This window comes from Kitasatospora sp. Ki12, from assembly GCF_054601375.1.
Window position 1 is genome coordinate 240,523 of the sequence record NZ_BAAIHT010000003.1, and the last position, 11,781, is coordinate 252,303.

Annotated in this window: 12 protein-coding genes and 1 pseudogene; 4 read left to right on the plus strand and 9 right to left on the minus strand. The window is 69.8% G+C overall.

Features of this window, described 5'->3' with window-relative positions:
- Nucleotides 1-599: 599 nt before the first annotated feature.
- The gene (locus ACYP53_RS31830) at nt 600-1,049 is read right to left on the minus strand and encodes an N-acetyltransferase family protein (RefSeq protein ID WP_459649987.1); all 450 of its coding nucleotides are present in this window, start codon (nt 1,047-1,049) and stop codon (nt 600-602) included.
- 11 nt (nt 1,050-1,060) lie between these two features.
- Nucleotides 1,061-2,242, minus strand: a complete 1,182-nt coding sequence (locus ACYP53_RS31835; protein ID WP_459649988.1) for a helix-turn-helix domain-containing protein — start codon at nt 2,240-2,242, stop codon at nt 1,061-1,063.
- Nucleotides 2,243-2,390: 148 nt separating this feature from the next.
- Between ACYP53_RS31835 and ACYP53_RS31840 the strand changes: the two genes are divergently transcribed.
- The 3 genes from ACYP53_RS31840 to ACYP53_RS31850 all read left to right on the plus strand — a co-directional run bounded on the left by ACYP53_RS31840 (nt 2,391) and on the right by ACYP53_RS31850 (nt 3,898).
- Complete coding sequence (locus tag ACYP53_RS31840; protein ID WP_459649989.1) at nt 2,391-2,891, plus strand: ATP-binding protein; 501 nt, start codon at nt 2,391-2,393, stop codon at nt 2,889-2,891.
- Nucleotides 2,891-3,214, plus strand: coding sequence for a hypothetical protein (locus ACYP53_RS31845; RefSeq protein WP_459649990.1), 324 nt, complete (start codon nt 2,891-2,893; stop codon nt 3,212-3,214). Before ACYP53_RS31840 ends, ACYP53_RS31845 begins: the two co-directional genes overlap by 1 nt.
- 456 nt (nt 3,215-3,670) lie before the next feature.
- A complete protein-coding gene (locus tag ACYP53_RS31850) occupies nt 3,671-3,898 on the plus strand; it encodes a hypothetical protein (RefSeq protein ID WP_459649991.1) in 228 nt (75 codons plus the stop codon).
- Between the two features lie 306 nt (nt 3,899-4,204).
- Here the strand turns inward: ACYP53_RS31850 and ACYP53_RS31855 are convergent, their stop codons facing one another.
- Nucleotides 4,205-5,446 (minus strand): RICIN domain-containing protein, encoded by a 1,242-nt coding sequence (locus ACYP53_RS31855; RefSeq protein WP_459649992.1) that lies wholly within the window; start codon nt 5,444-5,446, stop codon nt 4,205-4,207.
- A gap of 452 nt (nt 5,447-5,898) precedes the next feature.
- Here ACYP53_RS31855 and ACYP53_RS31860 point away from each other — a divergent pair, with 452 nt between their 5' ends.
- Nucleotides 5,899-6,864 (plus strand): phosphotransferase family protein, encoded by a 966-nt coding sequence (locus ACYP53_RS31860; protein WP_459649993.1) that lies wholly within the window; start codon nt 5,899-5,901, stop codon nt 6,862-6,864.
- Nucleotides 6,865-6,915: 51 nt separating this feature from the next.
- Here ACYP53_RS31860 and ACYP53_RS31865 read toward each other — a convergent pair whose 3' ends face one another.
- From ACYP53_RS31865 to ACYP53_RS31890, 6 genes and pseudogenes are all read right to left on the minus strand, one after another.
- Complete coding sequence (locus tag ACYP53_RS31865) at nt 6,916-7,527, minus strand: hypothetical protein (RefSeq protein ID WP_459649994.1); 612 nt, start codon at nt 7,525-7,527, stop codon at nt 6,916-6,918.
- A gap of 186 nt (nt 7,528-7,713) precedes the next feature.
- Nucleotides 7,714-8,475, minus strand: a complete 762-nt coding sequence (locus ACYP53_RS31870) for an NUDIX domain-containing protein (protein ID WP_459649995.1) — start codon at nt 8,473-8,475, stop codon at nt 7,714-7,716.
- A gap of 214 nt (nt 8,476-8,689) precedes the next feature.
- Entirely contained in the window at nt 8,690-9,340 is a 651-nt protein-coding gene (locus ACYP53_RS31875) for a hypothetical protein (protein ID WP_459649996.1), read from the minus strand.
- A gap of 119 nt (nt 9,341-9,459) precedes the next feature.
- Nucleotides 9,460-10,303: pseudogene (locus ACYP53_RS31880) on the minus strand (IS5 family transposase).
- An 81-nt stretch (nt 10,304-10,384) separates the two neighbouring features.
- A complete protein-coding gene (locus tag ACYP53_RS31885) occupies nt 10,385-10,570 on the minus strand; it encodes a hypothetical protein (protein WP_459649997.1) in 186 nt (61 codons plus the stop codon).
- 279 nt (nt 10,571-10,849) lie between these two features.
- A protein-coding gene (locus tag ACYP53_RS31890; RefSeq protein WP_459647992.1) for an IS5 family transposase occupies nt 10,850-11,700 on the minus strand; the annotation gives its coding sequence in 2 pieces (ribosomal slippage) (nt 10,850-11,334 and nt 11,334-11,700; 852 coding nt in all).
- Nucleotides 11,701-11,781 lie beyond the last annotated feature (81 nt).

An 11,781-nucleotide genomic window follows, 5' to 3' on the forward strand; every position in this document is an offset into this window, starting at 1 on the left:
TCTGGCCGCTAACGTGGGCAACTGCGGGACTTCGCGTTTCTACGGCCACAGCGAAGGCTGATACAGGCCTTCTACTACATAGAGTGAGCGCCACCAGCCGCTTACGGCAGTGACGATGGCGGCGATATCGCGAAAGGCCAGGTAGATCGCGTCCGTAGTATCTGGACACCCACCAGCCATCGGTGCACTCGATCACCCACCGATCGCAGCCGACGGTCTGGCTGGACTCGACGCCTGCACTGGCTACTCTGGGCAGGATCCGTTCCCGGCGAGCCGTTCTGTAGCTCTGGGCTGTCGTAACCCTTGAGCGCATGGACCCTTGTGAGTCCGATAGTGCAGGCCCCGCCCGCCTCCTGCTTCATTTGGAGGGCCTGGGCGAGCGGGATCAGACCGTGCTGATCATTGGCGTTGCTCAGATGCCGACAACGAGAGGCAGCTCACCGCGATCATAAAGGCCGTGCAACCCGGGCTTCCCTCGCTCGACAGGGCGTGGGCCAGTGTGCAGATTCTCTTCTTCGTGCCGGTGCCACCCAGTTGACGCCCCATCCGCACGTAGAGGGTGCCTGCACACTGCAGCCTTTCCCATGAACACGCGAGACCTAGGCTCGGGAACGGTAGAAGATCTTCCCGGTGTTCAGAGCTACCCCTAGCGCTGCATAGAAGGCCAGGGCGGCGGGATTGTCCCGGTCTGCGGTCCACTCGACGCGGGAGCAGCTAGCGGAGCGCGCTTCGGCGTGGACGGCGGCCATCAGCTCCCGTGCGATCCCGCGGCGGCGGTGCGGCTCGCGAACGTAGAGTTCCTTGAGGTACAGGCTGGTGTCGGCCCCTGCGGCCGGCCAGAGGAAGCTCACCGAGGCGAGGCCGGTAACCTCGTCGCCGTCGCGCGAGAGTAGGACCATGGCGGCCGGCCAGGAGCCAAACAGGGCGCTGCGGACCTGCTCCGGATCGGGGGCATCGGCGGCGCCGCCGTAGTACTGCTCGGTCTCACCGAGGATGGTCGCGATGATGTCGCAGTCAGCCTCGGTTGCTCGCGCGATCATTGTGCCCATGGGTTGCCCCTTCATCCGGCCGAGGGCAGGGCAAGCACTTCGCGTAGGACCCGGACCTCCGGCAGTCGCCTCTCCGCTTCGGGCACCTTAGCCGCAAGATCGCGTGCTCGGTAGAGGATCAGAGCGCTGCGGTGCTCCTCAGGTAGCGCGAGGATGCTGTCCACTGCGAGGCGGGCCCCGGTGGCGGGGTCGCCGTCCCAGGTGAGGCACGCCGCGCGATCCAGCTGGATGAGTGCCCGATCGGTCCTGTTCTCCACCGGGTACAGGGCCAACGCCTGTTGCTGCTCATCCCAGGCACGTTCCGTGTCGTGCAAGGACGTCCACGCGTTGCCGGAGTGGAAGTGAAGCTGGGCCTCGTCGTAGCCGAGTGCGGAGGGCTGTCGGTCTTCTGGCGACAAGCGGCTCAGAGCACGGCGCGCCCGCTCAAGCGCGTCGGACGTTTCCTCGCGCCGACCGGCCAACGCGTGCGCTCGTGCCTTTAACGGTGCGACCAGAGCATCCGCCACGCACGGCATTCCTCCTGCCAACTGCTGTGCTCTGACGGCTAGTTCGATCGCACCCCCGAGGTCTCCTCCGTAGTAGAGCTGGTAGGACTCCTGGGCATAGATCCATGCGAGCACAGCTCGGTCCTCGGCCTTGGTCGCGGCTGCCCTGCCGGTCCGCCACCAGTCGCGGGCTCCCAGGTCGTCCAACTTGAGCAGCGTGAGCGCCATCAAGCCCGACAGGCAGGCGCAGGCCGACAGGAGGCGACGTTTTACCGCCGGCGGGTGCTGGTGCTTGAGCTGGAGCCGCAAGTCCGCGAAGTCCGCGAAGTCCGCCAGGAGGTCTGCCAGGAGGTCGTGTTCGGGCCGGTAGCGCGTCGCGCGCCCGTGACGCGCAACGTTGAACTCCCACTCGTCCAAGGAGGCGCCGGTCATCGGGCCGGCGGCGAGATCCTCGGCCAGTCCCACCTGGAGAGCCGCGGCGCGCTCCCTCGTAGGCAGCCCCGGCAGATGTTCGGCGAGATCGAGAAGGAGTCCGTCCGCACCGAGAGCCGCGTCGAGGGCAGCAGCTATCGCCACGGTGGGCTGACGACGACCGGTCTCAAGGTCGGAGACAACCGTCTTGCTGCACTTGGCAAGGCTCGCGACGTCGCGCACGGACAGGGTTCCGCGCAAGCGCCGGAGAGCCTGAGCGAATGTCTCGTCAGTCATGTCATGCCTTCGGCGTCCGCAGTGTCCGCGGTGTCCGCACGGCTGCGGACGGCTGCGGACAGCTGGTCTCTTACGGCTGCTGCCGCTTCCTACGAAGCTACTCCCAGAAACGCAGATACTCGGCGTATACGCGGAAATCCCAGCTGATATGACGATTGATCAGCTCTTCCCGCATTGCGCCTCACATGAGCCACAGATGGAGGGGATCGGTGTGTCTGACGCGCTTGTCACACCGGCCGCAAGAGCACCCAGTGCGTTCTTCTGGCTTCCACGGCATCGGGCATCGGTTCCGTCGGCCCGAACGCTGCTGCAGACGTTTCTGCACGGTGCGCCGGGTGGGGATGCGCTCACCATCGGGGGCGGGCTCGTCCTGTCCGAGTTGGTGACCAATGCCGTGGTGCACGCCCGCGTACCCCGGGGGCGGCGCATCGCGGTTCGATTCGAGGCGGTCTGCGACCACCTGCGAATCGAGGTGCACGACGCCAGCAGCGACATACCGGTGATCCGGCGGTCTGCGGGCCCGGACGACCCGTCCGGTCGGGGTTTGTGCCTGGTGGAGGCCTTGTCGGTGGAGTGGGGCTATGGGCCCCGGCTGGAAGGCATCGGAAAGATCGTGTGGGCACTGGTGGGCCCGGAAAGCAGTGTGTGATGGAGCTGATCGAAAAGCCGGCCGCGTGCACGGGACCGAGCACGCCGGACCCGTTCCCGGTGGTGGTCGAGATCAAGGGAATCACCGAGCCCGCGCGGTTCTCCGGCCTGGCGGACGCCTTGCGGGCACTCCTCGGCTCGCTGCGGGCGCTGCCGCTCGACGAGTACCAGCAGCAGTACTTCGACGAGTTGTTCGGGATGGACGCCGCGCAGGTGATCGCGCACCGGCTCACGGAGTACGGGGAGGTGCGCGCGCTCGCCTTCGTCGGCCTGACGCCCCACGTGGTCAAGGTCTACCCGGCGGCTGGCGGGGCCGTCGCATGATGTGGCGGAAACTCGGGCTCTGGGTGGATCACGGTCTGATGTGGTGATCACTGAAGGGCCAGTTCTCCCGCCCGGTCCTCGCGATCTCGCCGAGCAGGCGTGCGGCTCACCGCGAGGTGGAACAGTGGTGCGCTGAGCCGGGCCACCTCGCCGACCTCCGGGCGGATCTGCGGCGCCGGATTCTTGCGGACGGCCCCGAAGGCCGCCCGGGTCCAACGGGTCCGAGACGACGCGAGCCCTGAGAACTGAAGACGTGCAGAACCACCCCGCGCCCCTCCTGACGGCCCGGGGTGGTTCTGCGTTTACAGCCGACACCCCTCGGGGTTGGGATCATTGGCATGTCAGAGCATGGTTGCGGCGGTTGTTGCTTTTGCCCGCCCGCTCCGCTATGCCGCCATCGAGTGCCCTGAGGGCAGCGGGCAGGTCTTCCTGGGCGGTGGGCCCATGGTGGAGGGCGTGGACTACGAGTCCGCGTGGCTTGAGGCAAGGGCTGCCGCGGTTGAACTGAACGCCGTGCTGTCCGCTCTGGGACTCCAGGGCACTGATCTCATCAAGGCCCAGGCCGGGTGGTCGGATGACGGGCAAGGCGTCGCGTTCCTGAAGGGCACCGCCTCCGGAGCCCGCAAGCTCGGTGAGGCCCTGAACCGCATGGCGCGGAGAGACGATCCCACTCAGGCGGAGTGACATCGCCTCGCCAACGCGTCCAGGAACCGAGGGCGGTCCGGTTCCCGGGCCGCCGGCGACCGGCCGGGACCGGCCGTCAGGCCGCAGCCCGGCCGGGGCGACGCGCGACCGGCGGCGCCGCGCGCCGCCTCTTGAGTAAGTACAGAACGTTTTCGACAGCGGCAGCGATCACGATCGCTCCCGGACGCGCATGATCTTGAGCTCCGGATCACTTCCGATGGAGCATCGGCTCGCCTTACTCAGCTGTGAGGAGAGCAGGCGTCGGCCCCCCTGGTCCGATGGGGCGTCCGACGCGCGGGGGGCACCTCACCAAGAGGTGCCTTCCTTCTGGAAGCGCCAGAGCCGGTCGGCGCTGTTCTGGTCGGTGTCGAGGTAGAGGCTGTCCCAGCTGCCCGAGCCCTGGTAGGTCTGGAGGGTGATGGCGAGAGAAGGGTTGGTGCGCGGGCGGTAGGCGGACCAGCCGGAGGTGCCGGCGTAGTTGCTCTGCTCGGACCTGGTGTCCCAGTCCTGGGCGGCCGAGCCGTTGCAGGGCTGTACGACGATGGCGTTGCCCGCGGCCGGGGAGGCGTTGACGGGTTGCAGGCACAGGTTGGCGGCGTCGTTCCGGATGACCTGGTAGCCGCTGCGCTTGGTGACGACGGTCCACTTACGGGTCTGGTAGACCCATCCTGGCGACCGCAGCGAGATGGCCTGCGCGCCCGCGCCCGTCGCGTCCATGCCGAGCGCCATCCGGCTGCCGTCCATGCGGTTGATGAAAAGGTTGTCGGAGTCGGTGGTGAACAGCTCCGCCGTGAAGACGCCCGAGTTTCCGGGGTCCAGCTGCCAGCCGCCCGTGCCTGCGGCGCACGACGGCTGGGTGTCCCGCGTGTTCGACACATTCGTGCCGGTGCTGAACGGCGTGTTGGGCATCACGGTGGTGTACATCGTGCCGTCGGTGTACTTGTAGACGCACTGATGCAGGTTCAGGTACTGGCCCGAGTCCAGGTCCAGCGGCTTGACCGCCGAGTTTCCGGGATCCAGCTGCCAGCCGCCCGTTCCCGCGGCGCATGACAGCTGGGTGTCCTGCGCGTTCGACACATTCGTGCCGGTGCTGAACGGCGTGTTGGGCATCACGGTGGTGTACATCGTGCCGTCGGTGTACTTGTACGTGCACTGGTGCAGGTTCAGGTACTGGCCTGTGGTCAGGTCCAGCGGCTTGACCGCCGAGTTTCCGGGATCCAGCTGCCAGCCGCCCGTTCCCGCGGTGCACGACAGCTGGGTGTCGGCGGTACCCGACACGTTGGTGCCCGCGCTGAAGGGCGTGGTGGGTACCACGGTGGTGTACATCTTGCCGTTGCTGTACTTGTACGTGCACTGGTGCAGGTTCAAATAGCGGCTGACGATGCGTCGCGCGCGATTCTCGGACGCGCTGGTGGAGTGCGTCGGCGCCTTGGCCGCGCGGCCGTTCTGCGCCGACGGGGCCGCGTACGCGGTGGTGGCCGCAGGGCCGGCGGCCGTCAGCCCCAGCACTCCTGCGGTGGTGATGGCCGCGAGCGCGATGCGTGACATGGACATCCTCATGGTCGTCGATGGAATGACCGCTGAGCGGCGCCGCCCGCCACTGCCGAGGGCTGCCGGTTCGGAAGACGCCGAAGACTCCTCGGCCGGTACGAAGGCACTCGCCGCCCGGCGAAGAGGACCTGTGGCGCCGGTCGACACCCGACCGCCCACCGGGCCTCTCCCCGGGAGACGCTATGGGTCCTGGTTCCGCGGTCCGCACGACGCACCGGCACCCTCACATACGGACCACCAATTGGTACACGCACGGGCCAGCATCACGTCAACCTGAACGTCAGATGGCCGGATGAACGCTGACCCGGCGAGCCTCCATGCTCACCGGGGTGCCACCGCGCCAGAGGGTGAATGTAGACCGGTCTACTGATTGTGCTCCCAGGTGCGGGCGACTTTCTGGCTCCCGTAGGGTGCCCGGGTCGCGGGTGAGGGAGGAAGGGGCGGGTCCGGTGCGGGGGCGGTTGGCGGGTGCGGCGCGGGCGGCGCTGGGTGGTGGGCGACGGCTGGTGGCGGTCGAGCGGCTCGCGGGTGGCAGCAAGAAGGGCGTGTACCGCCTGGTGATGGACGACGCGACGACAGCGATCGCGTATCTGTGGGCCGCCTCAGAGAACTACTGGCCGGCGGCCGAGGGTGACGACGACCTGACCGACCCGTTCTCGCCCGGTCTCGGGCTCGACCTGTTCGCGGCCGCGCACGCGCGCCTGCACGCTCTGGGCGTACGGGTGCCGGAGCTGCGGCTCCTCGACCGGGACGGGGCGCACGGTCCGGCCGAGCTCGCGATCGTCGAGGACCTTCCCGGCCGGAACCTGGAGGCGCTGCTGGCGCGTGACCCGCGCGCGGCGGCCCCCGTGATGGACCGGTTCGGGGAGGCGCTGGAGGCGATGCGGAGTCATCGGGCGCCCGCCTACGGCAAGGTGGCCGTGGTCGACGGCGGCGGCACCGCGCGCGGGACCTCCTGCGAGGGCGTCGTCCTGGACCGCGCGCTACGGGACCTCGCCGGGGCGGCGGCGCGCGATCAGCGGATCGCGCGGGCCCGTGACCGACTGGAGGAGCGGCTGCTGGCCCTGGCAGCGGCGGTGCGGCCGCGCACGGAGTACGCGGCCGTGCACGGTGAACTGGGGCCCGACCACGTCCTGGTGGACCAGGCCGGGCACCCGGTGGTGATCGACATCGAGGGCGCGATGTACTTCGACGTCGAGTGGGAGCACGTCTTCCTGCGGATCCGCCTGCACGACGCCTACCGCCCGCTGGCCGTGGACGGACTGGACGAGGACCGGCTCGCCCTCTACACGCTGGCCCAGCGGCTCGCCCTCACCGCGGGCCCGCTGCGGCTGCTCGACGGCGGCTTCCCCGACCGGTCGGCCATGGCGGCCATCGCGGAGTACAACCTCACGGAGGCCCTGGCACTGCTGTGACGCGGCCTTGGAGCCGGCCCAGGAGCCGAACCGGCGATCCCGGCCGGCCGGCTACTCCTCGAACCAGACGACCAGCCGGACGTTCCGGTCGCCGTGCACGTCGGCGAGGGCGCGCATGACGGTCCACACCGGCTGCCACGGACCGTCGGCGGGAACGGCGTCGCGCCGCCGGGCGCGTTCCGCGCGGAAGACCGTGGTACCGGTGTCCCATTCGGTGCCCTCGGCCCACAGTTCACCGATGCGAGCGGGGTCGACGCTCAGGGTGTCGACCCCGCTCGCCCTCGCGAACCCCCGGCTCCAGACCTCCCGGTGCACCAACTCCAGCGTGCCGTCCGGCTGCCGCCGGTACCGGGCGATGCCGGTTGCCCGGGGCACCGCGGGTTCGTCCCAGTCGATGGCGAGGATCTCGTCCCAGCCCAGCCAGGTGGCGCCGAACGCCGCCCCACCCCATGACGCGTGCTCGGTACGGACGCTGTCCGAGACGTCGGCGGGCAAGCCGCGATCGGCAGCGACCGGCTGCCAGCGGGTGCTGAGGTCCCGGACTCCGAAGAGGCAGGCGAAGGCGCTGTAGTCCCTGGTCATACCGAGCATGGACAGCTCGATGGCCGAGTACCACGCCGTCTCTTCGACGCCGAGGCCAGGGCCCCAGGTACGGCACTCCACGGATCCTTGAATGGTCGTTCCCACGGCCCGATCCTGCCGTGCCCCCACCGGCCCGCGCACGGAATTTCCTTCGTCGGACACGGCCCCGCGGCCGGAGCGGGGCAGGGCCTCCGGGCGGACTTCCGGGCGGACCTCCGGGCAGGCGTTCGGGAGGGCGGCGGCCCCGGTGCGGGGCGGGGCGCTCGGTCAGCCGCCCAGGAGGCGGCGCAGGACCGGGGCGAGGTGGTCGGCCTGGGGGCCGGGGAGGGCGGCGGCTTCGGCCAGGGAGCCGACCAGGGCGATCCGGTCGAGCTCCGGCTCGGTGCCGAGTGAGCGGTGGGCGGCGTACAGCTCGGCGTGGCGTGCGGTCAGTTCGACGGCGGGTCGGGACGGGGCGAGGTGGAGCACGCCGACGTTGCCGTGGTCGCCGCGGACGAGGAGCCAGCGGGTCAGCTCGTCCGGGGAGGTGAACACGCCGGTCTCCTCGTTGAGTTCCCGGGCGGCGTGCCGGCGGAGGGCGCACGGGTCGAGGGGGTCGCCGGGCGGGGGCGGTTCGGCGCAGCCGCCCGGCAGGCACCAACGGCCGGGCCGGGTGGCCGAGTCGGGCGAGCGGCCGACCAGGATCCGTCCGTCGTCGGCCGGTTGGACGACGGCGACGTACAGGGAGCTCACCCGGGTGGTGGCGCCCGGGACGAGGCGCAGGGCGAAGAGGCGGTAGCCGACGGGCGCCCAGTGCAGGACGAGGATGTCGGGGCCGTCCGGGGTGAGGCCGGTGCAGGCGACGGCCGGGCCGTCGAAGAGGCCGGGGTCGGCCCGGACGGCCTGCGCCCAGACGCGGTCCAGTGCGGCCCGCTCGCTCGCGGGCAGGGACGGTGCGGGGGTCTCGACCAGGCGGATACCGGCGGGTTCGAGGAGCTCGACGCCGACGGGCGCGGCCGGACGGGCCGCGACCGGCATGTCTTCGGTCATCCCGCCATGGTGGCAGGACCCCGGGATCGGTCGCAGTCGATCGGAACTGTCATGATCGGACGACAAGCTCACGAATCAGTGGGAACGGAAGGCCAGTTGGCGCGCGAATCGCCGGATCGCGGGCGGATCGACCGGCCGGACGGGCGACGTCGATCAGGGTACCGCTCCGGGTACACACCTCGCTGCGCGCACCCGGAGCGGGGACGCCCGAAGGTCAGAGGCCGACCTGGATCTCGGCGCGGTGCCGGATGTACTCGTCGGGGTGCGAGCGGGCTATCCCGACCGCCGCCTCGACCAGGCCGTGCAGCTCCGCCGGGTAGGCGCGCGGCACGAGCGGGAGGCCGGGGAGGATGCACCGGCGGACGTCCAGGTCAGCGTTGGCGACGAACTCCCGCAGCGCGGTCTCGTACCAGGCGTTCCGGACGCTCGCCCCCTCGTCGGCGGGGGCGCCGTTGCGGCCGTCCCCGACCGTCAGCGCCGTCCAGTACCAGGCCCGCGCGGCACCGGCCCGTTCCGGGTTGGTGCCGGTCCGCAGGTAGCCGAGCAGGGCGAGGCGGACCGGGCGCTGCCCGAAGGCGAGCAGGGCGGGCTCGACGAAGCGCCGGTTGAAGCTCGGGTTGGGGTCGTGGACCGCCGCCTCCACCAGGGCCTCGAAGTACTCGTCGGGCAGCTCGGCCCTTCCGGCGACCGCCTTGTGGACCTCCCAACGAGCCGCGCTCTGGTAGTCGGGGCCGGGGGCGACCTCGACCCCGATCAGACGGAGCAGACGCGCGAGCCGAAGGTCGAACGCCTGCGATTCGTCCGCCGTACGCCCGGGCAACGGCTGGAGAATCCGCACCTCGCCGGCCGTGTCCTTGGTTTCCACGAACATCCTCCTCATTCTGAGTCACCGGAAGACTACTCGCTGAAACAACAGTTCGGAGGCGGTTTTCGGTCACGCCGAGGACGTGATCCGTTTCCACTAAGAGCGCCCGGCAGTAGGCGTCACTTCAGGCGTTTGGTGGTGGGGCGGCCGTCCCAGCGGTAGCGGGGGGGTCGCACGGCGGATGAGCATACGCAGCGTGACGATCGCAGCGGCCAGGTAGAGGTAGAAGTCCACAACGCGGTTGCGCTTCTCGGTGCAGCGCCGCAGCTTGCCGAAGCCGTTCATCCACGCGTGGGTCCGCTCCACCAGCCACCTCTTGCCGGCCTGGATCGGGGCAGGGACGCCCTTGCGGGCGATCTCGCCGATGAAGCCCGACTCCCCGAGCATGCGACGCGTCTTGTCGCTGTCGTAGCCACGGTCCAGGTTCACGGTCGCCCGGTCTGGAAGCCCGCCGACCTGGTCGTCGGCGGCCTTGAGGGTGGGCGCGAGCAGCGGGGAGTCGTGGCGGTTGGCCCCGGCCGAAACGATGCCGAGCACGACGCCGGTGGCTTCGGTGGCCACCGAGCGTTTTAGGGCCTGTTTGCCCCGGTCCACCGGGGAACTCCCGGCGGCCTCGCCACTGCACGGGGCCTTGGTGATGCGGCCGTCCACGGACAGGTCGTCGAGTTCCAGGCCGACCATGCGGTCGTACGCCCGGAGGGCGAGCGCGTGGACCTGTTCGGCTATGCCGAGCTGAGCCCAGTACTTGACGCGGCGTCTGATCGTGCGGTCCGAGCAGCTTGGGCCCGCGATGCGCTCGTATCCGGAGCCGTGCACCAAGGCGGCGATGACGTGATCGAAGACGACCCGGTCGGAGATGCGCGGGTTGTGGCAGCCGAGCGGGTGGGTATCGACGTGCTCGGGCAGCAGCGCCGCGAACTGGGCCCACAGCGGTTCGAGCAGGCATGACGGCAGGACAGACATGAGCCCCTCGGTGATCACTGAGTGTACCCGGCGGGAGCGTGGCGGAGCGTCGCAGGAGGGCCTGTCAACGGATCGGGTCGGTCAGGACGTGCGGTCGAGTTCGCCGGAATGCGGGTCTGCCGTGAGGCCGATCGCGTGGCGGGCCTGGGTGAGGGTGGTGGTCCAGTCGCCGGTGAAGCGAAGGCCCCGGTCGTCGATGTACAGCGCCGCGCCGAGTTTCTTGTTGGTGACGAGCAGGCACCGGCCGGTCCTTGTTCCGCCCCTCACCGTGTCCCACGCAAGCTGAGTCCCATACCGGTCCGCTGAAACAGCAATGGAGCGGTCGAGCCATCGCGAGCTTCATGTCGCATTTCGTGCGACATGAAGCATGGTCAGGGACACGAGTCACATTGCTAGCGACGCGGCGGTATCGCCCCCAACGTATAGGCACCTCCCTGCACGAGCACGCTCGTCACATGACAGCCCGGAGCAACGCCAGCGGCTGCGGTGCCCATCGGGGCTTCGAAGATCCCTCGGCGACGAAGGCGCTAGGTCCTTTCTTTTGGATCAGCGGGCGGACCAGATGAAGATGCCCGCGATGTGGAGTCCTGCCTGGTAGACGGTGGCGGTCTTCTCGTAGCGGGTGGCCAGGCCGCGCCAGTTCTTCAGGCGGTTGATGCACCGTTCGACGGTGTTGCGCTGCTTGTAGGCCTCGCGGTCGAAGGCGGGCGGGCGGCCCCCGAACCGGCCCTTGCGTCGGCGGTTGGCGATCTGGTCGGCGGGCTGCGGGATCACCGCCCGGATGCCGCGCCTTCTCAGGTGCTCGCGGATGGCCCGGGAGGAGTAGGCCCGGTCCGCCAGGACCACGAGGGGCCGGGTGCGCGGCCGGCCGACCGGCCTGGGCACCCGCAGGGCGGCCATGACCTGCTCGAACGCGGGCGCGTCGCCGGCCTGGCCGGGCGTGAGGACGAAGCACAGCGGGCGGCAGCGGCCGTCCGCGGCGAGGTGGACCTTCGTCGTCAGCCCGCCGCGCGAACGCCCGATCGCGTGGTGGCCGGGCTCACCGGCCGGCGCCCCTTTTGACGGGCCCCGGCCGCGTTCTGGTGCGCGCGAACGATCGTGGAGTCGACCGCCACGACCCAGTCCAGGTCGCCCTCGGCGTCGGCCCGCGCGAGCAGGGCGGTGAAGACCCGCTCCCAGGTGCCGTCGATCGCCCAGTTCCGCAGCCGGGTGTAGACACCCTTCCACGAGCCGTACTCGGCGGGCAGGTGCACCCACTGCGAGCCGGTCTGGAACTTCCACGCGATCGCGTCGATCACCTGCCGGTGATCGCGCCACCGACCGCCCCGCTTCGGCGTCCGGTCCGGCAACAACGGCTCTATCCGCGCCCACTGCGCGTCAGTCAACGGCACGACCAGACCAACGATCCGATGATCGGAAAGAAACGCCCTAGACGAGTAGAAGCTGTCAGACTCGCAAAAGGACGGGCATCTGAGGCC

What these genes read in the sequence shown, in the direction of transcription:
- ACYP53_RS31830 (WP_459649987.1), bottom strand. Translation starts at nt 1,049, where the DNA reads ATGGGCACAATGATCGCGCGAGCAACCGAGGCTGACTGCGACATCATC.
- ACYP53_RS31835 (WP_459649988.1), bottom strand. Translation starts at nt 2,242, where the DNA reads ATGACTGACGAGACATTCGCTCAGGCTCTCCGGCGCTTGCGCGGAACC.
- ACYP53_RS31840 (WP_459649989.1), top strand. Translation starts at nt 2,391, where the DNA reads ATGACGATTGATCAGCTCTTCCCGCATTGCGCCTCACATGAGCCACAG.
- ACYP53_RS31845 (WP_459649990.1), top strand. Translation starts at nt 2,891, where the DNA reads ATGGAGCTGATCGAAAAGCCGGCCGCGTGCACGGGACCGAGCACGCCG.
- ACYP53_RS31855 (WP_459649992.1), bottom strand. Translation starts at nt 5,446, where the DNA reads ATGTCACGCATCGCGCTCGCGGCCATCACCACCGCAGGAGTGCTGGGG.
- ACYP53_RS31870 (WP_459649995.1), bottom strand. Translation starts at nt 8,475, where the DNA reads ATGACCGAAGACATGCCGGTCGCGGCCCGTCCGGCCGCGCCCGTCGGC.